This is a genomic window from Mesorhizobium sp. M8A.F.Ca.ET.218.01.1.1 (assembly GCF_004791165.1).
Taxonomy (GTDB): Bacteria; Pseudomonadota; Alphaproteobacteria; order Rhizobiales; family Rhizobiaceae; genus Mesorhizobium.
The window spans coordinates 1,103,005-1,126,974 of the sequence record NZ_SRUZ01000001.1; the positions used below are offsets into that span (position 1 = coordinate 1,103,005).

Annotated in this window: 24 protein-coding genes; 16 read left to right on the forward strand and 8 right to left on the reverse strand. The window is 64.5% G+C overall.

Features of this window, described 5'->3' with window-relative positions:
• Positions 1-221 precede the first annotated feature (221 nt).
• From hisB to EN861_RS05375, 10 genes are all read left to right on the forward strand, one after another.
• Entirely contained in the window at positions 222-821 is a 600-nt protein-coding gene (gene hisB, locus EN861_RS05330; RefSeq protein WP_135862726.1) for an imidazoleglycerol-phosphate dehydratase HisB, read from the forward strand.
• A gap of 4 nt (positions 822-825) precedes the next feature.
• A complete protein-coding gene (locus EN861_RS05335; protein WP_127871192.1) occupies positions 826-1,302 on the forward strand; it encodes a DUF2628 domain-containing protein in 477 nt (158 codons plus the stop codon).
• A gap of 1 nt (position 1,303) precedes the next feature.
• Positions 1,304-1,954: an imidazole glycerol phosphate synthase subunit HisH gene (gene hisH / locus EN861_RS05340; RefSeq protein WP_135862729.1), complete on the forward strand. Its 651-nt coding sequence runs from the start codon at positions 1,304-1,306 to the stop codon at positions 1,952-1,954.
• A gap of 5 nt (positions 1,955-1,959) precedes the next feature.
• Positions 1,960-2,250 (forward strand): DUF1330 domain-containing protein, encoded by a 291-nt coding sequence (locus EN861_RS05345; RefSeq protein WP_135862731.1) that lies wholly within the window; start codon positions 1,960-1,962, stop codon positions 2,248-2,250.
• Positions 2,251-3,000: a 1-(5-phosphoribosyl)-5-[(5-phosphoribosylamino)methylideneamino]imidazole-4-carboxamide isomerase gene (gene hisA / locus EN861_RS05350; RefSeq protein WP_135862733.1), complete on the forward strand. Its 750-nt coding sequence runs from the start codon at positions 2,251-2,253 to the stop codon at positions 2,998-3,000.
• Positions 2,997-3,833: an arginase family protein gene (locus EN861_RS05355; protein WP_135862737.1), complete on the forward strand. Its 837-nt coding sequence runs from the start codon at positions 2,997-2,999 to the stop codon at positions 3,831-3,833. Before hisA ends, EN861_RS05355 begins: the two co-directional genes overlap by 4 nt.
• On the forward strand, positions 3,830-4,624 hold the full coding sequence (gene hisF / locus EN861_RS05360) for an imidazole glycerol phosphate synthase subunit HisF (protein ID WP_167531401.1): 795 nt from the start codon (positions 3,830-3,832) through the stop codon (positions 4,622-4,624). Before EN861_RS05355 ends, hisF begins: the two co-directional genes overlap by 4 nt.
• A gap of 60 nt (positions 4,625-4,684) precedes the next feature.
• Positions 4,685-5,008 carry a phosphoribosyl-ATP diphosphatase gene (locus EN861_RS05365; protein WP_127280828.1) on the forward strand — a complete coding sequence of 108 codons (324 nt, stop codon included), beginning with the start codon at positions 4,685-4,687 and terminating at the stop codon, positions 5,006-5,008.
• A gap of 24 nt (positions 5,009-5,032) precedes the next feature.
• The gene (coaA, locus tag EN861_RS05370; RefSeq protein ID WP_127280827.1) at positions 5,033-5,992 is read left to right on the forward strand and encodes a type I pantothenate kinase; all 960 of its coding nucleotides are present in this window, start codon (positions 5,033-5,035) and stop codon (positions 5,990-5,992) included.
• A 120-nt stretch (positions 5,993-6,112) separates the two neighbouring features.
• Positions 6,113-7,705, forward strand: coding sequence for a hypothetical protein (locus EN861_RS05375; protein ID WP_135862739.1), 1,593 nt, complete (start codon positions 6,113-6,115; stop codon positions 7,703-7,705).
• Between the two features lie 53 nt (positions 7,706-7,758).
• On the opposite strand, the gene EN861_RS05380 is transcribed toward EN861_RS05375, so the two are convergent.
• From EN861_RS05380 to EN861_RS35295, 5 genes are all read right to left on the reverse strand, one after another.
• The gene (locus EN861_RS05380) at positions 7,759-9,321 is read right to left on the reverse strand and encodes a DegQ family serine endoprotease (protein ID WP_135862741.1); all 1,563 of its coding nucleotides are present in this window, start codon (positions 9,319-9,321) and stop codon (positions 7,759-7,761) included.
• A gap of 188 nt (positions 9,322-9,509) precedes the next feature.
• Positions 9,510-10,229 carry an MBL fold metallo-hydrolase gene (locus EN861_RS05385; protein WP_135862743.1) on the reverse strand — a complete coding sequence of 240 codons (720 nt, stop codon included), beginning with the start codon at positions 10,227-10,229 and terminating at the stop codon, positions 9,510-9,512.
• A gap of 34 nt (positions 10,230-10,263) precedes the next feature.
• On the reverse strand, positions 10,264-11,430 hold the full coding sequence (locus EN861_RS05390; protein WP_135862746.1) for a diphosphate--fructose-6-phosphate 1-phosphotransferase: 1,167 nt from the start codon (positions 11,428-11,430) through the stop codon (positions 10,264-10,266).
• A gap of 92 nt (positions 11,431-11,522) precedes the next feature.
• On the reverse strand, positions 11,523-12,290 hold the full coding sequence (locus tag EN861_RS05395; RefSeq protein WP_135862748.1) for a L,D-transpeptidase: 768 nt from the start codon (positions 12,288-12,290) through the stop codon (positions 11,523-11,525).
• A gap of 250 nt (positions 12,291-12,540) precedes the next feature.
• Positions 12,541-12,690, reverse strand: a complete 150-nt coding sequence (locus tag EN861_RS35295) for a hypothetical protein (protein ID WP_167531394.1) — start codon at positions 12,688-12,690, stop codon at positions 12,541-12,543.
• 110 nt (positions 12,691-12,800) lie between these two features.
• Between EN861_RS35295 and EN861_RS05405 the strand changes: the two genes are divergently transcribed.
• Positions 12,801-13,424: a LysE family translocator gene (locus EN861_RS05405; RefSeq protein WP_135862750.1), complete on the forward strand. Its 624-nt coding sequence runs from the start codon at positions 12,801-12,803 to the stop codon at positions 13,422-13,424.
• 73 nt (positions 13,425-13,497) lie between these two features.
• On the opposite strand, the gene EN861_RS05410 is transcribed toward EN861_RS05405, so the two are convergent.
• Positions 13,498-16,287, reverse strand: a complete 2,790-nt coding sequence (locus tag EN861_RS05410) for an autotransporter outer membrane beta-barrel domain-containing protein (protein WP_135862752.1) — start codon at positions 16,285-16,287, stop codon at positions 13,498-13,500.
• A gap of 227 nt (positions 16,288-16,514) precedes the next feature.
• Here EN861_RS05410 and EN861_RS05415 point away from each other — a divergent pair, with 227 nt between their 5' ends.
• Positions 16,515-17,840 carry a tetratricopeptide repeat protein gene (locus tag EN861_RS05415; RefSeq protein WP_135862754.1) on the forward strand — a complete coding sequence of 442 codons (1,326 nt, stop codon included), beginning with the start codon at positions 16,515-16,517 and terminating at the stop codon, positions 17,838-17,840.
• 80 nt (positions 17,841-17,920) lie between these two features.
• Entirely contained in the window at positions 17,921-19,375 is a 1,455-nt protein-coding gene (xylB, locus tag EN861_RS05420; protein ID WP_135862756.1) for a xylulokinase, read from the forward strand.
• Positions 19,376-19,638: 263 nt separating this feature from the next.
• Here xylB and EN861_RS05430 read toward each other — a convergent pair whose 3' ends face one another.
• Positions 19,639-20,001: a nuclear transport factor 2 family protein gene (locus tag EN861_RS05430; RefSeq protein WP_135862758.1), complete on the reverse strand. Its 363-nt coding sequence runs from the start codon at positions 19,999-20,001 to the stop codon at positions 19,639-19,641.
• A 112-nt stretch (positions 20,002-20,113) separates the two neighbouring features.
• Between EN861_RS05430 and xylA the strand changes: the two genes are divergently transcribed.
• Both xylA and EN861_RS05440 read left to right on the forward strand, forming a co-directional pair.
• Entirely contained in the window at positions 20,114-21,439 is a 1,326-nt protein-coding gene (gene xylA / locus EN861_RS05435) for a xylose isomerase (RefSeq protein ID WP_135862761.1), read from the forward strand.
• Between the two features lie 208 nt (positions 21,440-21,647).
• Complete coding sequence (locus EN861_RS05440; protein WP_127279348.1) at positions 21,648-21,857, forward strand: hypothetical protein; 210 nt, start codon at positions 21,648-21,650, stop codon at positions 21,855-21,857.
• Between the two features lie 72 nt (positions 21,858-21,929).
• Here EN861_RS05440 and EN861_RS05445 read toward each other — a convergent pair whose 3' ends face one another.
• Positions 21,930-22,907: a GlxA family transcriptional regulator gene (locus tag EN861_RS05445; RefSeq protein ID WP_135862763.1), complete on the reverse strand. Its 978-nt coding sequence runs from the start codon at positions 22,905-22,907 to the stop codon at positions 21,930-21,932.
• Positions 22,908-22,986: 79 nt separating this feature from the next.
• Between EN861_RS05445 and EN861_RS05450 the strand changes: the two genes are divergently transcribed.
• Positions 22,987-23,904, forward strand: a complete 918-nt coding sequence (locus tag EN861_RS05450) for a 3-keto-5-aminohexanoate cleavage protein (protein ID WP_091586279.1) — start codon at positions 22,987-22,989, stop codon at positions 23,902-23,904.
• The last annotated feature ends 66 nt before the right edge of the window (positions 23,905-23,970 follow it).

Sequence of the window (23,970 nt, forward strand, 5' to 3'; positions counted from 1 at the left end):
AGCAGCGCCATCCCTTTAAAAGGCGATTTGGCGCGGTACGAGTGACTTTGATCGGCCATATGTATGCATGGGGCCAATGATTGCAAACCGCTCGATAGCGGCCGGGATCGCAACTGGCAATCGCCGGATCATGCTGCTAGAAGGCTCTCGTTTTCAAGCCAGCGAGCGCTTGAGGCCCGTGAACCGGTCGCGGTCTGAACCACTGGCACAAGGATAGAGTGATGGCGCCCCGTTCCGCCGATGCAAGCCGCAAGACCAGGGAAACCGACATCTCGGTGTCGATCCATGTCGACGGCTCCGGCAAATCGGACATCGCCACCGGCGTCGGCTTCTTCGACCATATGCTGGACCAGCTTTCCCGCCATTCGCTGATCGACATGACCGTCAGGGCCAAGGGCGACCTGCACATAGACGACCACCACACGGTCGAGGACACCGGCATCGCGCTCGGCCAGGCCTTGACCAAGGCGTTGGGCGAGCGGCGCGGCATCATGCGCTATGCCTCGATCGACCTTGCCATGGACGAGACGCTGACGCGTGCGGCGATCGACGTCTCTGGCCGCCCCTTCCTGGTCTGGAACGTTTCGTTCTCGTCGCCCAAGATCGGCACCTTCGACACCGAACTGGTGCGTGAGTTCTTCCAGGCGCTGGCGCAGAATGCCGGCATCACGCTGCATGTCACCAACCACTATGGCGCCAACAACCATCATATCGCCGAGACCTGCTTCAAGGCGGTGGCGCGCGCGCTGCGCGCCGCGCTCCAGCGCGATCCGCGCCAGCCCGACGCGGTTCCCTCCACCAAGGGTTCTTTGAAGGGATAGCCTCATGACCGCCTATGTCGTGATGGAGCCACCTGGCCGCAGCGAGAAAGTCGACATGACGACGTTGGTCCGCGACGGCTTCACCTGGCTCGGCCTGCTGGTGCCGCCGCTGTGGCTTGCCTGGCACCGGCTGTGGGTCGAAGCGGCGCTGGCCTTTGTCATCATGGGCGTGCTTTCGATGCTTGGTCAGAAACTTGGCCTCGGCGTGGCCGGCTCGCTGCTGTCGCTGCTCGTCTCGCTCTATGTCGGCCTGGAGGGCCAGGGATTGCGCATCGCGGCGATGCGCCGCCGCGGCTGGCATGAATGGGGCGTCGTCGAGGCCGGTCGGCTCGGGGACGCCGACATGCGCTATGCCCTTGAGATCGAAGGTCTTTCGGATGAAGCGGCACCCGCGCCGCGCATCGTTCCGGATGCCGCTCTGGCGCGCCCGGCGCAGCCCGGCATGGCGCTGGGGCTGACCCACATTCCGGGACGGCGCTGAGATGCGCGTTGCGATCATCGATTACGGTTCGGGCAATCTGCGCTCGGCCACCAAGGCTTTCGAGCGCGCCGCGCGTGAGGCCGGCATCGCGGCCGAGATCGACCTGACGGCCGATGCCGACCGTGTGCGCACCGCGGACCGCATCGTCCTGCCCGGCGTCGGCGCTTACGCCGATTGCGCGGCCGGCCTGCGCGCCGTCGAGGGCATGTGGGAGGCGGTCGAGGAGGTCGCCATCGCCAAGGGCCGGCCTTTCCTGGGCATTTGCGTCGGCATGCAGCTGATGTCGCAGCGCGGCCTCGAGAAGACCATCACCAACGGCTTCGGCTGGATATCGGGCGACGTCAAGGAGATCCAGCCTGCCGATCCGGCGCTGAAGATTCCGCAGATCGGCTGGAACACGATCGAATTGAGGCGTCGGCACCCGCTGTTTTCCGGCATTCCGACCGGGCCAGACGGGCTGCATGCCTATTTCGTCCACTCCTACCATCTCGATGCGAAAAACTCCGACGAGCTCCTTGCGGTTGCCGACTATGGCGGCCCGGTGACCGCCACGGTCGCCCGCGACAATCTCGCCGGCACGCAGTTCCATCCTGAAAAGAGCCAGGCGCTGGGCCTGGCGCTGATCACGAATTTCCTGCGCTGGAGGCCCTGAACACCATGAACAAGAAGGGCTATTGGCTAGTGATGCTGACGGTGACAGACCCGGAAGGATATCAGCGTTACCGCGACGCCATCGGCGACGCGGTTTCGTCTTTCGGAGGCCGCTATCTCGTGCGCGGCGGACAAGTGACCAATCCCGAAGGGTCGGAATTTGGCAGGCAGGTGGTGGTTGAGTTCGACTCTTACGAAACCGCGCTCAGCTGCTATCGATCGCCAGCCTACCAGACAGCGTTGCAAAACAGGCTGGCTTCTTCGACCGGACATTTCGCCATCGTCGAGGGTGCCTGAGTGATCCTGTTTCCAGCCATCGACCTCAAGGACGGCCAATGCGTGCGCCTGAAGCACGGCGACATGGCTACCGCGACCATCTACAATGACGATCCGGCCGCGCAGGCCAAGGCCTTCGAGAAGCAGGGTTTTGAGTGGCTGCATGTCGTCGATCTCAACGGCGCTTTTCAGGGCCAGAGCGTCAACAGCGCCGCGGTCGGCGCCATCCTGAAAGCGACGAAGAACCCGGTGCAGCTCGGCGGCGGCATCCGCACGATTGCGCAGATCGAGGATTGGCTCGATCGTGGGCTGGCCCGCGTCATCCTCGGCACGGTGGCGGTGCGCGATCCCGATCTGGTCAGGCAGGCCTGCAAGGCATTTCCGGGCAAGGTGGCCGTCGGCATCGATGCCAAGGCCGGCAAGGTTGCCGTCGAAGGCTGGGCCGAGGCGTCGAGCCTCGGCGTCATCGAACTGGCCAGGAAATTCGAGGGCGCCGGCGTGGCCGCCATCATCTACACCGACATCGACCGCGACGGCGTGCTGACCGGCATCAACTGGGACGCCACCATCGATCTCGCCGACGCCGTGTCGATCCCGGTCATCGCCTCCGGCGGACTGGCTTCGATCGCCGATATCGTGCGCATGACCATGCCCGACGCGCAAAAACTCGAAGGCGCCATCTCGGGCCGCGCGCTCTATGACGGCCGCATCGATCCCGCAGAGGCGCTGGCGATCCTGCAGGTCAGGCCGGCGACGGAGACGCGGTCGTGAAGGTTTCGCTCATCCTGGCCTCCTATGACAGCGGCCACTATCATGGCGGCATGGGCCAGGGGCCCGACGCGCTGATCTCGGGCGGGCTGGTCGACGCCTTGACCCTTGCCGGCCATGACGTCACGGTCGAAGATATCGGCAGGGTCGGTGACGACCAGGAGCGCGAGATCGCCACGGGTTTCGCCGTCTGCAACGCCGTCTCGGGCGAGGTCCGCATCGCCCGCGACAGGGGGCGGTTTCCCATCGTGCTGGCCGGAAACTGCCTGACCAGTGCCGGCGCGGTCGCCGGCGAAGGCGCCGACGCCATCATCTGGGCCGACCAGCATGGCGACCTCAACACGCCCGAGACGTCCGTATACGGTTTTCTCGACGGCATGGCGCTGTCGACGGTGCTCGGCCTGTGCTGGCGCCCGATGGCATCGGCCATTCCCGGCTTCAGGCCGATCGATCCCGCGCGCTGCGTGCTCGTCAACGCCCGCGATCTCGATCCGGCGGAGGAAAAACTTCTCGAAACATTGCCGGTCATCCGGACGGAATGCCCCGGCGTGGCGCAAGCGACGGAACAACTGAAGGCCGCCGGCGCCAACAGCGTGCACATGCATCTCGATCTCGACGTGCATGATCCCAAGGCGCTGCAGGCCAACCGCTATGTCACATCAGGCGGACCGAACGCGGAGCAGCTGCGCCACGCGGCCTGCGCCATGGCGCTTGCGGTGCCGGTCGTCGGCATCACCGTTTCCGCTTACGATCCGGCCTTCGATGCCCAGGCCGAGGTGCCGCCGCTGGTCGGCCAGTTGCTCAACGATCTGCTTGCCACGATAGAGGGCCGCTGATGCTGAAAGCCCGTGTCATCCCTTGCCTCGACGTCAAGGACGGCCGTGTCGTCAAGGGCGTCAATTTCGTCGATCTCATCGACGCCGGCGATCCGGTGGAGGCAGCCAAGGCCTATGATGCCGCCGGCGCCGACGAGCTCTGCTTTCTCGACATCACCGCTTCGTCGGACAATCGCGAGACCATCTTCGACGTCATCGCCCGCACCGCCGAACAATGCTTCATGCCGCTGACCGTCGGCGGCGGCGTGCGCCAGGTCTCCGACATCAGGAAATTGCTGCTGGCCGGCGCCGACAAGGTGTCGATCAACACGGCCGCGGTGAAGAATCCGGATTTCGTCGCCGAAGCCGCCGACAAGTTCGGCAACCAGTGCATCGTCGTCGCCATCGACGCCAAGAAAGTGTCGGCGCCCAATGAAGCCGACCGCTGGGAAATCTTCACCCATGGCGGGCGCGAAAAGACCGGCATCGACGCCATCGAGTTTGCGCGAAAAATGGTCGATCGCGGCGCCGGCGAGATCCTGTTGACCTCGATGGACCGCGACGGCACCAAGGCCGGCTACGACATCGCGCTGACCCGGGCGGTATCGGACGCGGTGCGTGCGCCAGTCATTGCATCGGGTGGCGTCGGCACGCTGGATCATATGGTCGAAGGCATTCGTGACGGCCATGCAGGGGCTGTTCTGGCGGCCTCCATCTTCCACTTCGGCACCTACACCATCGCGCAAGCCAAGGCGCATATGGCCGCGGCCGGCCTGCCGATGCGGCTGGACTCGCTGGGAAACAGGTCCTAGAGCATGTTCCTTGAACCGGCTTTCGGAAAAGAGCAGGCTTAAACAAGAAGATAGACTGACATGGCCGAGTTTTCGCTCTCCGACCTGGAAAAAATCGTCAGTGACCGCGCCCATTCCGGCGATCCGGACTCATGGACGGCCAAGCTGTTTTCGCGCGGCATGGACAAGGCGGCGCAGAAGCTCGGCGAGGAGGCGGTCGAGACCGTGATTGCCGCCGTCAAGGGCGACAAACAGGGCCTCGTTTCGGAAAGCGCCGATCTCATATATCATTGGCTCGTCGTTCTCGGCATAGCGGGCGTTCCGCTGAACGACGTGCTCAGGGAGCTCGAAGGCCGCACCGGGCGTTCGGGCATCGCCGAGAAGGCGTCACGGCCCAAGGGCTGACCGCGAGGGAGGGCAGGTATCTCGATGGATCAGCTCGCGCCAACCGAGAAATATTCCCCGTTTCGCTTTTTCTCGGCCGAGCAATGGTCGCAATTCCGCGCCGACACCCCGCTGACGCTGAGCGAGGACGAGTTTCGCCGCCTGCGGTCGCTCAACGACCCGGTCGACCTCGAAGAGGTCAAGCGCATCTATCTGTCGCTGTCGCGGCTTTTGTCGGCGCATGTCGAGGCGAGCCAGCTTCTTTTCAGGCAGCGCCAGGCCTTCTTCAATGCCGTCGATGTCGCCAAGACGCCGTTCATCATCGGCATCGCCGGTTCGGTCGCGGTCGGCAAATCGACCACGGCGCGCGTGCTGAAGGAATTGCTGGCGCGATGGCCGTCGAGCCCCAAGGTCGACCTCATCACCACCGACGGCTTCCTGCTGCCCAACGAGGTGCTGCGCCGCGAAAACCTGATGGAGCGCAAGGGGTTTCCCGACAGCTACGATGTCGGCGCGCTGCTGCGTTTCCTCTCGGGCATCAAGTCGGCGTTGCCCGACGTCCGCGCGCCGGTCTATTCGCACCTCACCTATGACGTCATCCCCGGCGAGTTCGTCACCATCGACCGGCCCGACATCCTGATCTTCGAAGGCATCAACGTGCTGCAGCCGGGCAAGCTGCCGCAGGACGGCAAGATCGTGCCTTTCCTGTCGGACTTCTTCGACTTCGCCATCTATATCGATGCCGATGAGAAGCTGATCCACCAGTGGTATATTTCCCGCTTCATGCGGCTGCGCGAGACCGCCTTCCGCAACCCGGACTCCTTCTTCCATCGCTATTCGCGGCTGTCGGAGGATGCGGCCAAGGCAATCGCCGAGGGCCTGTGGACCAACATCAACCTGAAGAACCTGCGCGAGAACATCCTGCCGACGCGCGCCCGCGCCGACTTGATCCTGCGCAAGGGCGCCGACCACCTGGTCGAGGAAGTGGCGCTGCGCAAGCTCTAGGCTTTCAGAAAACGGTTCCGCTCGAACCGTTTCGATGCGACTGGCGTCCGATTAGAACGCCCTTAACCGATTGGTTGCTAGAACTCCGCCATATCAGCTGTTGTGGTGAAGGCCGTTGGCATGGATGCGCCGCTCATTGCCCCGGGCAAGCCGGCAAGCTTGAATTCCAGCCAGGCCGCGTCTCGTCTCGGTGCTCCGGCCGCTGCAACGTTGCTGATCGTCGCCTATGCGACCATCACCTCGCTTCTTCTACCGGTCAATGTCGACGTCTCCTGGCTGCTGACGGTCGGCGACCGCGTCCTCAATGGCGAACGCCTTTACGTTGATATTGCCGAGGCCAACCCGCCGTTTTCAACCTGGCTCTATCTGCCCTTCCTTGTCATGGAGCGGCTGACCGGGCTCGCGGCGGAACTCTGGCTGAGCGTTGGACTGGCGGCGCTGGCGGTTGCTTCAATCTGGTTTTCGGCCCGCATTCTCATCCAGGCCGATGAATCGCTCAAGCGATACGCCTGGCTCGCTCCGGTCGCGGTGTTTTGCGTGCTGTTCCTGCTGCCGCTGGATTTCGGCCAACGCGAGCAGATTTCCGTCATTGCCTTGCTGCCATGGCTGGCTCTGTTCTCGGTGCGCGATCACAGAGTGGACTTCCACGCCGGCAGCGCTGCCGAGCGGATCGTTGCGGGTGCCGGCGCCGCTGTCTTCGTCATGATCAAGCCTCCTTACAGTGTGCTGGCGCTGGCGGTGCCGGCCTTGGTGGTTGCGCTGCAACGACGCTCATTGCGTCCGCTTTGGACGACGGAGAATGTCGTCGGCGGCTTCTTGACCGTCATCTATCTGACTGCGGTCGCCGTCTTCATGCGCCCCTTCTTCACCGATGTCTTGCCGTTGCTGCGTCAGGTCTATCTGCCGATGCGCGCGCCGGTCGTTGATATGTTGACGCTCTGGCCGGTCGAAGGGTTCCTGGCAATGGCGGCGACCACGCTCGCAATGGCTCGCCCCGACCGTATTCATCGCGATGCGAAAATACTGCTTCTGGCCGGGACGGCTTATGTCCCCGCTTTCCTCATGATGGGCAAGGGTTGGACCTATCAGGCGCTGCCGTTCCTGACATTTGGCGCTCTGGCATTCCTGCTCCAATTTGTCCGGCGGCCGCCGTGGCGGGACCTGACCATCTTGGCCAGGACCGGAACCGCGCTCGGCCTGCTTCTGTTGATACTGATCGCCCTTCAGGGACAGGTCTCAGCCCTGTTGCAGCCTCGCGGCGATCTGGACGCGGCGACAGCCGCCATCGCCATCGCCGTCGATCGCCCCACCGTCATGTCGATCGGCTCTCGGCTGCAGGTCGGCAACCCACTCGTGCGGGCGGTCGGTGGCCGCCTTGTCGGTCGTCACCCCTCCGCGTGGATGGTCAGGGATTCCGGGCTGCTGATCGAGGCGGGGAGGGATCCGGTCACACGGAAGGAACTGCAGGCACTGCGGGACACATACATTCTCGATATTGCGAAGGAAGTGACCACCAAACGGCCGGACATCGTCCTTGACGATGGGACGACGGTACCCAGTGCCCCGGTATTGCTGAAGATCGCGGACAACCCCCCTCCGCCGAGGCCACTTCGCGACAACCCCGCGGTCGCAGACGCGCTGCGGGGCTACCGCTTGCTGCTCCAGAATGGTTCGGTGACAGTGCTCATCCGCGCCGATACAGCCGCGCGCTAGCAGCTCGTAGCAGGTTCGTCGAACCTGCTACGAGCGAAATGCGGGATCACGGTTCAGCCATTGGCGAACGGGACGGCGACATAGATCTGGCTGCCCTCGCGTTCGACCAGTAGCAGCACCGACTTGCGGCCTGATTTGCCGGCCTGCGCGATGGCTTGCGTGACCTGCCTGGCGTTCTTCACCGGCGCCTGGTTGACGGCGACGATGATGTCGCCGGGCTGGATGCCGGCGGTGGCCGCGGCCTTGTCCGGGTTGACGGTGGCGACCACCGCGCCGCGCTCGTTGTCGGCCAGGTTCATCTGCTGGCGGATGTCGGGCGTGATGTCCATCAGGCCGAGGCCGATGGCCGGCGCGCGGGAGCCCTGTTCTGTCCCCGGCGCGCTGGAATCGCCGGTCGATGCCGTTTTCACATCGTCGCTGTTGCGGCCGACATCGACGGAAATCCGCATGGCCTTGCCCTTGCGCCAGACATCCAGTGTCTTCCTGGCACCCGGCGCGACGTCGGCGACGGCCCGCGACAGATCCTTGGGATCCTTGACGTCCTGTCCGGCGAAGCTGGTGATGACATCGCCGGTCTCGACACCGGCCTTGGCCGCGGGCGAGCCGTCATTGACCTGCGAGACCAAGGCGCCGGCGGGATGGTCGAGCCCGATGGCGCTGGCCACGTCCGGGGTGACGGGCTGGATCTCGACGCCGAGATAGCCGTATTCGATGTCGCCACCCTTCATCAGCTTGGCAACCACCTTCTGAGCCTGGTCCGATGGAATGGCGAAGCCGACACCGACGCTGCCGCCATTCGGCGAATAGATCGCCGTGTTGATGCCGACGACATTGCCGCTGACATCCACCAGCGGGCCGCCGGAATTGCCGTGATTGATCGGCGCGTCGATTTGAATGAAATCGTCGAACGGCCCGCTGTGCAGGTCACGGCCACGCGCCGAGACAATGCCGGCCGTGACCGTGGTGCCGATGCCGAACGGATTGCCGATCGCCAACACCTGGTCGCCTGTCATGAGCTTGTCGGAGTCGCCCCATTTCACGGTCGGCAGCGACTTGCCGGCCTTGATCTTCAACACCGCGAGATCGTTCTTGGCGTCGTGACCGACCAGCTTGGCCGGAAGCTCCGTGCCGTCGTCGAGCGTGACCTTGATCGAGGAGGCGCCGTCGACGACGTGGTTGTTGGTGACGATGGTGCCGTCGGCGCTGACGATGAAGCCCGAACCGAGCGCCTCGGCACGCGGCGACTGTTGCTGCTGTGGAGGCGTCTTTGGACCAGGCATGCGCTGATCGCCGAAGAACTGGCGGAAATAGTCGTCGAAGGGCGAATTGCCGCCAAAGGGCGAACCGTCAGGCGAACCTTCGCTCATGGCTTCCGGCTGCCCTTTCATGACTGTCGTGACGGTGACGACAGCGGGCTTGGTCGCGGCCACGGTCGGCGCGAACGAGCCGTTCGGAGCCGTTATCCCTGCGACAGGGGTCTGCGTCGTCGCAACGACGTTGCTCAAGCCACCATTGCCGGCATTTTGAGCGAGGGAGACGACGGCGGGGGAGATGATCAGCGCGGCGCCCAGCAGGGCGGCGACGCGATGCCTACGAAGAATACCAAGAGGTGACATGGTCGTTCTGTCCGGGCGAGGGTTGATCCGGCGCTTCGGGCGGCTCTTGGGAGAAGGCGCCCGTCAGCGTGTCGACGGCCGGGATGGCCTGTCTCGCCGTACATGGCGGCCGGCCGGATCGACATGAGGTATCTAGGGTGCCGAATGGCCCGAATTAGGGTTTTTGCCCGACCTTACGAAGATTTAATTCAGAGCGCGCTTACGGATCGCAGATAGGCCGACGCGATTTCACGCATGCGCTTGCCGTCGAAACTCGGGCCGTGGCCGCCATGGCCGATGCGGATCGGCAGGTCGAGCAGGCGCCGCATCGTGCTGGCATAAGCGCCCCTGTCGGAATCCGGCAGATCGTCGATCAGCGTGTCGTCATAGATGGCGTCGCCACTAAAGAACAGGCCATCGGCCTCGTCGAACAGCGCGATCGAATCCGGCGAGTGGCCGGGAAGGTGCAGCACGCGAAATTGCCGGTCGCCGAGGTCGACCACGTCGCCCTCATCAAGGGTCCGCGTCAGCGGCGCCGATGGGATCTTGTAATCCGCCGACTTCCAACCCGGCTCGGGCAGCTTCGAAACCGCGCCCTCGAGATCGTGAAACATGTAGGCGTAGGTCGCGGCCTCATCCATGCTCTCGAATTGCGCCGCGCTCATCCTTGGCCCGGCCCGCAGCGGAAATTCGTGCAGCGAGCCGACATGGTCGAGGTGGATATGGGTGGCGACGACCAGAAGCGGCTTGCCTGCGGGCGTCTCTATCTGCGGCGCCAGCGGACAGATGCCCATGCCGGTGTCGACCAGAAGGTCGGCGTCGCGACCGGTGAAATGCAAGATGTTGGCGCGCACATAGTCGTGCACGAACGGCTCGGTCAGCATCATCGTCCTGTCGTCGACGATGCGCTTGCTGAACCAGTTTTCCATCAGGCGGGACCAGGCATTAATTCCAAGCCCAAGATCAGACGAACGGTTTTCCGACCTTGTATTTTTCCGGCACCAGCCGCTTGAGATAGGCCATGCCGGTCTCGGACAGTTGGTTGGCGTCGGACTTCATGAAATCGTCGGGCATGTGCCGGGTCTTGCCGGCGACGTTCTTCAGCGGCACCTTCTTCAGCACTATTTTGCTGCCATCATACTGCAGCGCGACCGAGCCGCCGCCCTGTTCGGCGACGCCGACGGCGAAGGCGCCGGCATCGAAGGCCTCCTGCGCGTCGACCGCGCTGATGGCGCCGACATAGCCGCGCGGCATGTAGCCGAGTGCGTCGACGCGGGCGCGCTTGCCCGGCAGCCCTTCGGCCAATGCCCGTTCGAGCGCCGCAGGCAGGTCGCTGCCCGACAATTTGACGTTGCCGTGCTGGTCGCGTTCGAGCTTGTCCGCCGGCACCAGGCTTTCGACCAGCGCCTTGCCGTCGGCGGTGCTGACGCCTTCCGACACGGCGACGATACAGCGCTTGTGGCGGTCGAGCGTGGCGCGCACGTCCTCGATGAAGCCTGCGGCGGAGAACGGCCGCTCCGGCGCGTAGACGAGATGCGGGCCGCTGTCGGGGTCGAGCTGCCAGGCCGCGGCGGCCGCGGTCAGGAAGCCGGCATGCCGGCCCATGACGATGCCGACATAGATGCCGGGCAGCGCGCGAAAATCGAGGTCGACCGACAGGAAGGCGCCGGCGACGAATTCGGCCGCCGAGATGAAGCCCGGCGTATGGTCGTTTTCCTCGAGATCGTTGTCGATGGTTTTCGGCGCATGGACGAAAGCGATCTTGCCGCCGGCGGCATCGGTCAGGATCTGCTGCGTGCCCGAGGTGTCGTTGCCGCCAATATAGATGAAGGCGTCGGCGCCCGCCTTCTGCAGGCCCTTCAGGATGACCTCGCAATAGGCAGCATCCGGCTTGTCGCGCGTCGAGCCCAGTGCCGCGCTCGGCGTTCCGGCAATCAGCCGCAGCCGGTCCTCGGGAATGGCCGAAAGGTCGACATAGTTGCCGTCACGAATGCCGCGCACGCCGTGGATCGAGCCCAGCACCTTGGCGCCGGGATGGCGCTTGCGGATCTCCAGAGTGGCGCCCACCACCGTCTGGTTGATCACGGCGGTAGGGCCGCCGCCCTGCGCGATAACAAAAGTTCCGGCCATTCCTGACGTCTCCCGAGGTTTTCAAGGCACCTTGGCCTGTCTTCTCGCCTCGCGCAACGGAAGAGTCTGGCGGCCGCAAAACGTGGCCACGATCACATGACGACGACGGGGTTTTTCTTCGATACCCGGCTGTAGAGGTCGATGATGTCCTGGTTGATCAGGCGCACGCAGCCCGACGACATCGCCTGGCCGATGCTCCACCATTCGGGCGAGCCGTGGATGCGGTAGCCGGTGTCCTTGCCATCCTGGTAGATGTAGAGCGCGCGGGCGCCAAGCGGATTGGTGAGGCCGCCGGGCTGGCCGCCCTGCCACTTCACCAGTTCCGGCTTGCGCTGGATCATTTCGGGCGGCGGCGTCCAGGTCGGCCATTCGCGGCCGTACTGGATGTTGGCCCGGCCGGACCAGCGGAACCCGTCCTTGCCGATGCCGACGCCGTAGCGGATGGCGTCGCCACCCGGCTGGACGAGATAGAGCATGCGCTCCTTGAGATGCACGACGATCGTGCCGGGCGCCTCGCCTGTCGTGTCGACGACGATCTGGCGGCGGAATTCCGGCTTCACCTTGAGATAGGGCACCTCGGGCACGTTGAAGCCGTTGTCGGTCAGCGCGGCATACATGACGTCGGCGCTGGTGATGTTCTTGTCGACGCTGATCGAGGGCCGGATCGGCACCGACCCGGTGACCGTATCGTCGAGCTGGAGCGCCGGCAGGCCGCCGCCACCCGAAGTCGAGCAGCCGGCGACGCCGAGCAGCGCCAAGGCGCCCGCCCCGGACAGGACGGCGCGGCGGGAGAGGAGAAGATCGGTTTCGATTTCGTCGCCGTTTCGCGGCGGCGTCGGACCTTGCGGCAACTCACGCATATACCCAAACCCTACGCTGTCGGCGGGAAGCACGGTCCGGCCGGATAGCGGGCATTTTCATCATTCATGGTTGATAAAGCGTGAATGCCTTGCGCTGCTTGCGTTTGCGCATTGCCGGAAACGCCGTTCCGCCCTCCCGGCGACCGTCATCCAGTGTCAGGCACAAAATCGCCCCTGTCAGGTCACAATCCCGGCGCTGGTGTTTCCTACCTCTCCCGATGATCAGCGAGCGGCCTCCATGTGCAAGACGTTAAAAACCGACATCAAGCTTTTTGCCGCTGCCATTGTCGCGGCCGCCACGGTTCTCGGTGCCAATGTCAGCCTGGCCGATATCGTGAGCACGCTGGGCGGCGCGAACTGACACCGGGCTGCCGCTGGCGCAATTGATGTCGTAGTCCATAAGGTCGTACCGGTTGCCCGGCCGGAATGCGCAAAAAACAAAGATTCGGCCCTTTACATTCTTCGGGACCCAAGGATTTATCCTCTTCTTTGAGCTCAAAGGAGACGAGCATGTCCTTCGAAAACTGGGCCGCCTTCGCTGCCGCGTCGACCATCCTCCTTGTCATCCCGGGCCCGACCATCCTTCTGGTCGTGTCCTATGCGCTGGGCCAGGGCTGGCGCACCGCCTTGCCGATGGCCGTCGGCGTGGCGCTCGGCGACTTCACCGCCATGACCTTGTCGATGCTGGGCATCGGCGCGCTGCTGGCGGCTTCCGCTGGTGTCTTCACCGTCCTGAAGCTGATCGGCGCCGGCTATCTGATCTATCTCGGCGTGAAACTGTTCCGCGCCGGCGGCACGCTGAAGGCCGAACCGCGCACCGACGCGGTGTCTTCGGCCAAGATGATGGCGCATGCCTGGCTGGTCACCGCGCTCAACCCGAAGAGCATCACCTTCTTCGTTGCGTTCCTGCCGCAGTTTCTCGACCGGCATGCCAGTTTCTGGACGCAGATGCTGGTTTTCGAGACGACCTTCCTGGCGCTCGCCTTCGCCAACGCCTTCGGTTACGCGCTGATCGCGGCACGCGCCCGCAACGTGGTGCGCGATCCCAGGGCGATCCGCATCTTCAACCGCACCGGCGGCACGCTGCTGGTCGGCGCCGGCATCGCCACGGTGGCGATGCGGTCCGGCAATTGAGAAAGCAGGCGCGGCCAAGGCGTGTTGAGATTCAGGTCAGGCTGGCACTAGCTGAACATCAGCACAGCTTGCTTCACCATTTGACGCTGAAGCCCAGATTGCCCTCGAGGATGCGGCGTTTGTCGCCGTCGAGGTTGGTGGTGTAATCGCCGGTGGCGAAGATGCTGACCTTGTCCGTCACCTTGGCGACGATACCGCCGCCGAACTCGAACGAGGTCGACCTGCCCTCGGTCGAGATGTCGGTGGTGTCGAAGCTGACACGGTCGGTGCCGCCGAAATCATGCCAGATATTGGCCTTGAGATAGGGCTGCAGCGCTATGCCGTTGACAGAGGCTTCGCCCTGCAGCCGAGCGCCCAGCCGGCCGGTGACGCTGCCGTCGCTATCGAATGAGACCGACGAGAAACGGTCCTTGGTATCGTCGAGCGACAGATGCTGCCAGATCAGTTGCGCCTGTGGTTCCAGCGTCCAGCCCTGCGCCAGCGCTATGGGATAGCCGCCCTCCAGCGAGGCGGTGACACCTGTTCCGCCAATGTCGATGCCAACGTCGCGCGACGACGTCGCGTCGCCGCCGAAGAAGGTGGCGATGAGCACCCCGTCGAGGTACCAGCCGCCCTGGCCGATGCGGGTCCAGTAGCCGCCGACGCTGGTGCCGCTGACATCGAGCCCGCCCACGGACAGATCATTCTGCCCCAGAGCCTGGCCGCGCACGTCACCCTTCATGCTGGCATAGGCGACGAAGAGGCCGGCGCGATCGATGCCGCCCGAAGCGGTTTCGCGGCCGAAGACGTCGAAGCCCGCCTGCAGGCCGAACAAGGTGCCGTCGAAAGACGGCGACACCGTTCCCGACCAGCCCATTTCGGCGTCCTGGCCGTAGATGCGGCCCCAGACAGGCGACAGCTCGGCATTCGACAACAGACTCTGTTCGCCGCGCCGCTCGTGGAAGGTGCCGAGCGTCGTCATCGCAAGGTGCTCGGCCACCGGCGGCAAAGCCGAATAGGTCGGCACCTCGATGCGGTAGAGCAGGATCGTCTCGCCGGCTGCCGGCGTCGGCAGGTGCGGAACGGCGGTCGGCACCACCGGTGGTGGCGGTGGTGGATCCGCCGGCGGCGCTGGCGGCGGTGGCGGCGGCGCCTCGGGTTCGGGGTCGCTCGCCTGCACTGGCGGTGTCGAATCGACCGGCGGATTGTTGATGTCGCCGTCGGTCGGCACCGGCACCGGCGGCAGCTCGGACGGCGGTGGCGGCGGCTCGGCCTGCGGCGGCTCCGGTTCTGGTTGCGGCGTCGGTTCGAGCGCCGACGGCCCGGCGGCCGGTGTTGCCGGTGTGTTCAGCGTCGAACGCAGATACCAGTTCTCCGCGCTGCCGGCGCTGACGCCGCCCTTGAAGAGATAATATTCGAAGGCGCCGGCGGCGACCGGCGCATCGAGGGCAAAGGCGCTTGCGCTCGACGTGGCGCCGTTGACCGCCTGGACGAGCATGATGCCGTCGGACGTGGTCTGCGCCCCGGCGCCGCCGACATTGACCACGGCGATGCCGGTCGAGCCGGAGGCCGTGCCGCCGGACAGCACCAGCCGGTCGGAAGCGGAGCTGTCGTCGCCAAGCTCGGTCTGGAGGAGAAGCAGCCCGCCCATGCCGACATAATTGCCGGATATGGTCAGGCGATCGGAAGCACCGGTGCCGCCGTTGGTCAGGTCGATGCGGCCGGCATTGACCACATCGGCCAGTTGGCCCGAGGTGAAGGCCTGGATGGAACTGTTGAAGCCACCGCCGCCATAGAGCGTGCTTGCCTGGTCGACGCTGAGCCTTCCGGTGCCCGTGCCGCTGTCGCCCAGTACGAGATTGCCGTCGAGGATCAACTGGGTATCGTTGGTGGCGTCTATGGTTTCCCAGTTCTGGACCCTGGCGATGCCTTCCAGCTTGACGTTGTCGAAGGTAAGCGCATCGGTGCCGAGGCCGCCATTCAGCGCATCGGCTCCGCCGAGATTGGCGTTGGTGAGATTGCTGAGTTTGGCGGTATCGTTGTCGGCGCCGAGGTCGACCGAGCCATAGATGATGCCGCCGCCGTTCCAGACGAAATTGTCCGCGCCGAAGCTCATCAGCACATCGCCGCCCACCGTGCCGCCTGTGATCGTCACGCTGTCGTTGCCGCCGCTGACGCTGATGTTGCCGCCGATCGTGCCACCGGAGAGAATGATGGTGTCCTGATCGAAGCCGGTGACGAGGTTGCGGTCGATGATGCCGCCCGACATGTTGAAATAGTTCTTGTCGAGCTTCATGTTGACGCGGCCGATGCGGCCGCCGGTCATCACGGCACGGTCCCCATCGTCGAAGAAATCGACGATGCGGCCGCCCGTCATGGTGAAGGTGTCCAGCCCGTCGCCCTGGTTCAGCGAACCGACCTGGCCGCCGCTCATGCTGAAGTCGTCGATGCCGGCGCCCTGCTGGACATTGCCGGCGACCGTGCCGCCGCCGATGGCGAAGAAATCCGTGCCGTCGCCCTGATCGACCGCGCCGGTGATGGTGCCGGACTGCATGTCGATGCGGTCCGTGCCGGCGCCGAATGTGACATTGCCGCTCACATGGCCGGTGCCGCCAGCCGGGAAGGTCAGCGTGTTGTTGCCGCTGGTATCGTTGAGGCTGCCGCTCGAATCGCCACTATCGCAAGTGAAGGTGTCATTTCCCGGAGACGGAACCAGCACGCATGCCGCGAAGGCCGCGGAGCCAGGCAGCAACATAAGCGCTGTAGTTGCAAGTAAGCTAATAAACCCAGGATTGATTCGCCTAGGCCTTCGCCGCGTCAAAGAAATAGCCTCGCCGATGTGCTCCGAACCGCTGTTCGGAGGCTGTATTTCAAAGTTCCGCATCGCGTCCCCTCTCAGATCGCGATTTCAAGCCCCTTACCCGCGCCGCATTGAAGCCACAATTCGTCCAGTTTTACAAAGCCTAATCTGCCTCTCATGGTTGATGAACTGCAAAAATAACTGACATGGCGCAGATGTGCCCGTGAAATGGCATCGCCTTCGCCCATGCTTTAAGATGATGTTGGACCGAGGGGCATCATGCTCATCCGGGTCTGACCAAGGACTCTCGCATGCCAATCAAAGACACATTCGGCTTGGCAGTTTCGGGCGCGACGGAAGCCGGATTCGCGCTCTACGGCCAGGCCGTGCGCGAATTGCAGTGTTTCATCGGCGATCCGGTCAACTCCGTCGATCGCGCCATCGCGCAGGACCCCGGTTTCGTCATGGCGCATGTCTTCAAGGGCTATCTCTTCGGCCTTGCCACCGAGCCGGAAGCTACGGCCGTGGCCAGGACCTGCCACGAGGCGGCGCTGCCGCTTGCCGCGACAACGCGCGAACGAGCGCATGTCTCAGCCCTCGGCCACCTCGCCAACGGCCGCTGGCATCAGGCTTCCGGCATCCTTCAGGACATAGCGATCGATTTCCCGCTCGATGCCGTGGCGCTCCAGGTCGGACACCAGGTCGATTTCTTCACCGGCAACGCCCGCATGCTGCGCGACCGCATCGCCCGCGCCCTGCCGTCATGGCAGGCGGACATGCGGGGTTACCACGCCATCCTCGGCATGCAGGCGTTCGGGCTCGAAGAGATGGCTGAATACGCACAGGCCGAAAGGCTGGGTCGCAGAGCGGTCGAGATCGAACCGCGCGACGGCTGGGCGCAACATGCGGTGGCGCATGTGATGGAGATGCAAAGCCGGCAAAGGGATGGCATTGCCTGGATGCACGCCGATACCGAAGCCTGGACCAAGGAGAGCTTCCTCCAGGTTCACAATTGGTGGCACCTGGCGCTGTTCCACTACGATCTCGGCGAGACCGGCGAGGTGCTGGCGCTCTATGACGGACCGATCTACGGCGCCAGATCGACGCTGGCGCTCAACATGGTCGATGCATCGGCAATCCTGTGGCGGCTTCATCTCGGTGACGTCGATGTCGGCGACCGCTGGGCGGCGCTGGCTGCCAATTGGGTGCCCAGGGCCGCCTCCGGCAATTACGCGTTCAACGACGCCCATGCGATGATGGCCTTTGTCGGCGCCGGGCTCGACGCCCCGGCCCGGACCTTGCTCGAGGCCCAGCGCGAGGCGATGCGGGGCGATGCGGACAATGCCGCTTTCACGCGGGATGTGGGGCACCCCCTGACGCTTGCGATCAAGGCGTTCGGGGAGGGCAATTACGCCGAGACCATCCGATTGATCCGGCCCATCCGGGCGATCGCCCATCGCTTTGGCGGCAGCCACGCGCAGCGCGACGTCATCGATCTCACGCTGATCGAGGCCGCCCTGCGCGCCGGCGACGGCGCGCTCGCCAAGGTGCTGACGATGGAGCGCTCGATGGTACGCCCGGACAGTCCGCTGTCGGCGCTGTTTTCGAGACGCGCCGCGGATTTGTCAGAGAATTGACCCGGAGCGGATCTTGCCTTAAAAACTGGCTGAAGCATATTTTTCGGAATCCGAAAAAAATAAGAACGTGGGAGGAAACCATGTATCTCGGCCTCGACCTGGGGACATCGGGCGTCAAGGCGCTGCTGATCGATGCCGGACAGGGCGTCATCGGCTCCGGCCATGGCACGCTTGACGTTTCGCGCCCGCATCCCGGCTGGTCCGAGCAGGATCCGCTGCACTGGATACGCGCCTGCCAAGACGCGATCGCCGAACTGAAGGCGTCGCATCCCGGGCAGTTCGCGGCGGTTAAGGGCATCGGCCTGTCGGGCCAGATGCATGGCGCGACCTTGCTCGACGCGGCCGATCAGGTGCTGCGTCCCTGCATCCTCTGGAATGACACGCGCAGCCATATCGAGGCGGCCGCGCTCGACGCCGATCCACGCTTCCGCGCGCTCACCGGCAACATCGTCTTTCCCGGCTTCACCGCGCCGAAGCTGGCCTGGGTGAAGAACAACGAGCCCGCTGTCTTCGCCAAGGTGGCAAAGGTGCTTTTGCCCAAGGACTTCCTGCGGCTTTGGCTGACCGGGGAACACATTTCCGAAATGTCTGATGCAGCCGGTACATCCTGGCTCGATGTCGGCAAGCGCCGCTGGTCGGCGGACCTGCTCGCGGCGACATCGCTCGACGAGAGCCATATGCCGGCGCTGGTCGAGGGCACCGCGAAGGCTGGCGGGCTGCGCGCCGAACTCGCCTCGCAATGGGGTATCGCGGCCGGCATTCCGGTGGCTGGCGGCGCCGGCGACAACGCGGCTTCCGCCTGCGGCATGGGCACGGTCCGCGCCGGCCACGCCTTTGTCTCGCTCGGCACGTCGGGCGTGCTGTTTGCCGCCAACGCCGCCTATCTGCCCAATCCGGCAAGCGCGGTGCATACCTTCTGCCATGCGTTGCCCAGCACCTGGCACCAGATGGGCGTCATCCTGTCGGCGAGCGATTCGCTCAACTGGCTGTCGGAGATCACGGGCAGGGGCGCAGGCGAGTTGACGTCGGAACTCGGCGAGACGCTGAAAGCGCCGACCGGCGTGTCCTTCCTGCCCTATCTTTCGGGCGAGCGCACGCCACACAATGATTCCGCCATTCGCGGTTCCTTCACCGGCCTCGCGCATGAATCGGGCCGCGCCGTGCTGACCCAGGCCGTGCTCGAAGGCGTCGCCTTCGCCTTCCGCGACAGCCTCGAAGCGTTGAAGACAGCCGGCACCACCTTGACGCGGGTGACGGCGATCGGCGGCGGCTCGCGCTCGCGCTACTGGCTGAAGGCCATCGCCACCGCGCTGCAGCTTCCGGTCGACATCCCAGCCGACGGCGATTTCGGCGCCGCGTTTGGGGCTGCGCGGCTTGGCCTTATCGCCGCGACAGGGGCGGATCCGCTGGCCGTGTGCACGGCGCCGAAGACAGACGCCACGATCGAACCGGATGCGGCGCTCGGCAACGCCTATGCCGATGCCTATCACCGCTACCGGGCGCTTTACCCGGCGATCAGGGCTGTAACCGCGTGAGTTGGGGCGTGTCCCACCCTCTTTATCAGGGCGCCGGCGCTGCCCCTCACCTGCCTGCCGGCATCCTCTCCCCGCATAGGGACGGGGAGAGGGGCGCTCCCGTCACCGGTTTCGCCAATCACCAGCGTAGTGACGAAGGCGCCAAGGTTGCGGCCAGCCCCCTTCTCCCCGTCACTATACGGGGTGAAGTGCCCGGCAGGGCGATGAGGGACAGCACCGACTTTGGCGATTGGTATTCTCCACCACGTCTTGACGAGGTGACCTCACTGCGCCGGCACCTTGTCGAGGAAGCCGGTCACGCTTTTCAGGCGACCGTCCTCGATGATGCCGATGTCGGTGCCTTCGATGACGGACGGGACCCCTTCCGGCCCGAGATTCCACGAAAACCGGATCTTGTCGGCAAAGCCGTCCGGAGTCCCCTTCAGAGAGAAGCGGAAGCCGGCAAAGCGCTGCTGCACGCCGTCGATCAGCGCCGCGACGCCTTCATGGCCGTCGCCCTGCATGAGCGGATCGCGATAGCTGATGTCTTCGGTGAAAACAGCCTTGAGCAACGCTGCCCGGCGGCCGGCATCGCTCTCGTTCCAGGCGGTGATGTAGTTTTGGGCGATCGTGTTGAGGTCGGTCATGATCTGTCTCCTTCGTTTGACGGTTTTGACGTGACCGTTTTCGACCAGCACCGGCGTGAAACCAATTACGCCTGAGGTAATCAGGCAAAACTATCTTGGAGAGGAAGAGAACATGAACAGCGGCTTTTTCGGCGACATCCAGAAGATCAAATATGAGGGACCGGATTCGACCAATCCGCTGGCCTATCGTTTCTACAATCCCGACGAAGTGGTGGCTGGCAAGCGTCTGGAAGACCATCTGCGCTTTGCCGTCGCCTACTGGCATTCCTTCGCCTGGCCGGGCGGCGACCCGTTCGGCGGCCAGACCTTCGACCGTCCCTGGTTCCCCAAGGCCGGCGGCGTCGACACGATGGAACTGGCGAAACTGAAGGCGGATGTGGCCTTCGAGATGTTCTCGCTGCTCGGCGCTCCCTATTTCTGCTTCCATGACGCCGATGTACGGCCCGAGGGCAAGGATTTCTCCGAAAGTGCGGCCCGGCTGGATGAAATCGCCGACTATTTTGCCGGAAAGATGAAGCAGACCGGCGTCAAGCTTCTCTGGGGCACGGCGAACCTGTTCTCCAACCGCCGCTTCATGTCCGGTGCCGCGACCAATCCCGATCCGGATGTGTTCGCCTATGCGGCTGCGACGGTGAAGAGCTGCATCGACGTCACCAAGCGGCTGAAGGGCGAGAACTACGTGCTGTGGGGCGGGCGCGAGGGGTACGAGACCCTGCTCAACACCGACCTTGCCCGCGAGCAGGAACAGGCCGGCCGCTTCCTGAACCTCGTCGTCGACTACAAGCACAAGATCGGCTTCAAGGGCACGATCCTGATCGAGCCGAAGCCACAGGAGCCGACAAAGCACCAATATGACTACGACGTCGCGACCGTTTACGGCTTCCTCAAGCGCTTCGGCCTGGAAAAGGAGGTCAAGCTCAACATCGAGCAGGGCCACGCCATCCTGGCCGGCCATTCCTTCGAGCACGAACTGGCCCTGGCCAATGCGCTCGGCGTCTTCGGCTCGATCGACATGAACCGCAACGACTACCAGTCGGGCTGGGATACCGACCAGTTCCCCAACAACGTGCCGGAGATGGCGCTCGCCTACTACCAGGTCCTCCAGGCTGGCGGCTTCAAGACCGGCGGCACCAATTTCGACGCCAAGCTGCGCCGCCAGTCGCTCGACCCGCAGGACCTGCTGATCGGCCACATCGGCGGCATGGATTCTTGCGCGCGCGGCCTCAAGGCGGCGGCCCGCATGGTCGAGGACAAGGCATTGTCGGGCCCGCTCGCCGAACGCTACGCCGGCTGGAACAGCGCCGAGGCCAAGGCGATGCTGTCGGGCAAGCGGACGCTGGAAGAGATCGCCGAACGCGTGGTGAAGAAGAAGATCGAGCCGCAGCCGCGTTCCGGCCGCCAGGAACTGCTCGAAAACATCGTCAACCGCTACGTCTGACGCTGCCTGGCCGTCGGCAATCCAAGCCGGCGCACTATGCGATTCGAAAGCTTGGCGCGCGGAAACATTTTGCGCGCCATGCTGAAACCGACGACAAGGTTTTGCCCCTTGCCGCCTCTCAATGACCTCGCTCTTGCCTTCAAACTGCCGTCACGAATCTCGTATAGGTATCGCTCGTGGCGGGAGAGGAAGAAGGAGGCGAACCGATATGCAGAACGAACGTGAAATCGACGCCCTGCTCTCACCTGGCGAAGCCGGATCGATCATTGACCGGCTGATGGCAATGCCGCATCCAAAACAGGGCGCACGCAGCACCAATGAATGGGACCGCGCCGTTGCCAGCCGCTTCGAGACCCATCTCGCGCGGCAGATGCGCTCGCAGATCGACGGCGGCAGCGACCGCCGGAATGCTGCCTGACTTCCCAAATCAACCCTGGCCGAATCAACTCCGGCCCGAATCAACCCAGGCCCCAATCAACCCCGGCCCCAATCAACCCCGGCGAAGCCTGACAGGGGCTTCGCCGAAAGCTCTTGAAAATGCCCTGGAAAAAGCCGCGGCCGACGAGAACCCCGTCCGCCCGGCAATATCCGCCATGGCGATCCGCGTGTCGACCACGAGCCGGCGCGCGGCGCCCAGCCGCAGCCTGAGATAATAGGCGCCCGGCGTCTCGCCGATCGACTTGCGAAAGATGCTTTCCAGGGTCCGCGCCGTCACCCCGGCGCGTTTGGCGACCGCCTCGACGGTCAACGGCTGATCGACATGCGATTCCATCAGCCGGATGGCCTGCGCCAGGCGCGGATCATAGCCGTCGAGCCGGCCGAGCGAGACCAGCGGCTGGGCATCGGTCGCGGCCCGGGCCTGGTCGTAGATGAAGACGCTGGCGACATCGAGCGCCACGGCCATGCCGAGGCGCGTGCGAATGAGATGCAGCATCAGGTCGAAAGTCGGCGACGCGCCGCCCGAGGTGAACACCGGCCCGTCGATGACATAGCGGTCCGGACGGACGTCGACGCCAGGGAAGGCCGAGGAAAAATCCTCCATGTCCTCCCAATGGGTGGTAGCGCTGCGCCCTTCCAGCAAGCCGGCACGCGCCACCAGCCAGGTGCCGGCCTCGACCCCGCCGCACGCGCGGGCCGCTCGCGCCGCCCTCCGCAAACCTGAAAGCAGACCCGACGTCGCGTAATTCTGCGTGCCGAAACCGGCGACGACGACGAGAACGTCGGTCGGCTCCGCCGCGTCGAAACGCCCGCTGACCGCGACCGGCAGGCCGCAGGTGGTGACCGGAGCCTCGCCGGTGACCGAGACCAGCTTGAAATCGAACAGGGTCTCGCCGGAGATGCGGTTGGCGGCGCGCAGCGGGTCGACGGCCGAGGCGACGCACATGATCGACGACCCGGAAAACACCAGGAACGTCACCTTGAGGGTCTCGCGTTCGGCGCGAAAGACAGATTTTTCGCTTTTGATCATATCGCCTTCGTAAAACGCAAAGCAGCCTGGATCAAGGCGAGCGATGCTAGTGGCTGTTTCGAATGGGAGGAGAGTTTCGATGCCGCTCGCGATGAACCGTGAGGTTTTCATTACCTGTGCCGTGACCGGTTCCGGCGGCTCGCAGGACCGCAGCCCGCATGTGCCGCGCTCGCCCAAGCAGATCGCCGACTCGGCCATCGATGCGGCCAAGGCGGGTGCGGCCATCGTCCATTGCCATGTGCGCGACCCCGAAACCGGCAAGCCCAGGCGCGACGTGCATCTCTATCGCGAGGTGACCGAGCGTATCCGCGCGGCTGACGTCGACGTCATCCTGAACCTGACCGCCGGCATGGGCGGCGACATGGTGTTCGGCTCGCCGGAAGCGCCGTTGCCGCTCAACGAAAAGGGCACCGACATGGGCGGCGCCACCAACCGCATGGAACATGTGCGCCAGTGCCTGCCGGAAATCTGCACGCTGGACTGCGGCACCATGAATTTCGCCGAAGCCGACTATGTCATGACCAACACGCCCGGCATGCTGCGCGCCATGGGCGGCATGATGACGGCGCTCGGCGTCAAGCCGGAAATCGAGGCCTTCGACACCGGGCATCTCTGGTTCGCCAAGCAACTGGTCGAGGAAAAGGTGCTCAACCCCGACGCGCTGGTGCAGCTTTGCATGGGTGTGCCGTGGGGGGCGCCCGACGACCTCAACACCTTCATGGCGATGGTCAACAACGTGCCGTCGACCTGGAACTGGTCGGCCTTCGCCATCGGCCGCAACCAAATGGCCTATGCGGCGGCGGCGGTGCTCGCCGGCGGCAATGTCCGCGTCGGCCTGGAAGACAATCTCTGGCTCGACAAGGGCGTGCTGGCGACCAATGCCCAGCTGGTCGAGCGCGCCGCCTCGATCGTCACCAATCTCGGCGCCAGGATTCTTGGCCCGGAAGAAGTGCGCAAGAAGCTCAACCTGACCAAGCGAGCGCCGATAGCGGCATGAGCATGATCCCGAAAGTGGGAACCGGTTTTCTCGGACAAACGGTTCTCGTTTGTCCAGAGATCATGC

What these genes read in the sequence shown, in the direction of transcription:
- hisB (WP_135862726.1), top strand. Translation starts at nt 222, where the DNA reads ATGGCGCCCCGTTCCGCCGATGCAAGCCGCAAGACCAGGGAAACCGAC.
- EN861_RS05335 (WP_127871192.1), top strand. Translation starts at nt 826, where the DNA reads ATGACCGCCTATGTCGTGATGGAGCCACCTGGCCGCAGCGAGAAAGTC.
- hisH (WP_135862729.1), top strand. Translation starts at nt 1,304, where the DNA reads ATGCGCGTTGCGATCATCGATTACGGTTCGGGCAATCTGCGCTCGGCC.
- EN861_RS05345 (WP_135862731.1), top strand. Translation starts at nt 1,960, where the DNA reads ATGAACAAGAAGGGCTATTGGCTAGTGATGCTGACGGTGACAGACCCG.
- EN861_RS05365 (WP_127280828.1), top strand. Translation starts at nt 4,685, where the DNA reads ATGGCCGAGTTTTCGCTCTCCGACCTGGAAAAAATCGTCAGTGACCGC.
- coaA (WP_127280827.1), top strand. Translation starts at nt 5,033, where the DNA reads ATGGATCAGCTCGCGCCAACCGAGAAATATTCCCCGTTTCGCTTTTTC.
- EN861_RS05375 (WP_135862739.1), top strand. Translation starts at nt 6,113, where the DNA reads ATGGATGCGCCGCTCATTGCCCCGGGCAAGCCGGCAAGCTTGAATTCC.
- EN861_RS05380 (WP_135862741.1), bottom strand. Translation starts at nt 9,321, where the DNA reads ATGTCACCTCTTGGTATTCTTCGTAGGCATCGCGTCGCCGCCCTGCTG.
- EN861_RS05385 (WP_135862743.1), bottom strand. Translation starts at nt 10,229, where the DNA reads ATGGAAAACTGGTTCAGCAAGCGCATCGTCGACGACAGGACGATGATG.
- EN861_RS05390 (WP_135862746.1), bottom strand. Translation starts at nt 11,430, where the DNA reads ATGGCCGGAACTTTTGTTATCGCGCAGGGCGGCGGCCCTACCGCCGTG.
- EN861_RS05395 (WP_135862748.1), bottom strand. Translation starts at nt 12,290, where the DNA reads ATGCGTGAGTTGCCGCAAGGTCCGACGCCGCCGCGAAACGGCGACGAA.
- EN861_RS35295 (WP_167531394.1), bottom strand. Translation starts at nt 12,690, where the DNA reads ATGGACTACGACATCAATTGCGCCAGCGGCAGCCCGGTGTCAGTTCGC.
- EN861_RS05405 (WP_135862750.1), top strand. Translation starts at nt 12,801, where the DNA reads ATGTCCTTCGAAAACTGGGCCGCCTTCGCTGCCGCGTCGACCATCCTC.
- EN861_RS05410 (WP_135862752.1), bottom strand. Translation starts at nt 16,287, where the DNA reads ATGCGGAACTTTGAAATACAGCCTCCGAACAGCGGTTCGGAGCACATC.
- EN861_RS05415 (WP_135862754.1), top strand. Translation starts at nt 16,515, where the DNA reads ATGCCAATCAAAGACACATTCGGCTTGGCAGTTTCGGGCGCGACGGAA.
- xylB (WP_135862756.1), top strand. Translation starts at nt 17,921, where the DNA reads ATGTATCTCGGCCTCGACCTGGGGACATCGGGCGTCAAGGCGCTGCTG.
- EN861_RS05430 (WP_135862758.1), bottom strand. Translation starts at nt 20,001, where the DNA reads ATGACCGACCTCAACACGATCGCCCAAAACTACATCACCGCCTGGAAC.
- xylA (WP_135862761.1), top strand. Translation starts at nt 20,114, where the DNA reads ATGAACAGCGGCTTTTTCGGCGACATCCAGAAGATCAAATATGAGGGA.
- EN861_RS05440 (WP_127279348.1), top strand. Translation starts at nt 21,648, where the DNA reads ATGCAGAACGAACGTGAAATCGACGCCCTGCTCTCACCTGGCGAAGCC.
- EN861_RS05445 (WP_135862763.1), bottom strand. Translation starts at nt 22,907, where the DNA reads ATGATCAAAAGCGAAAAATCTGTCTTTCGCGCCGAACGCGAGACCCTC.
- EN861_RS05450 (WP_091586279.1), top strand. Translation starts at nt 22,987, where the DNA reads ATGCCGCTCGCGATGAACCGTGAGGTTTTCATTACCTGTGCCGTGACC.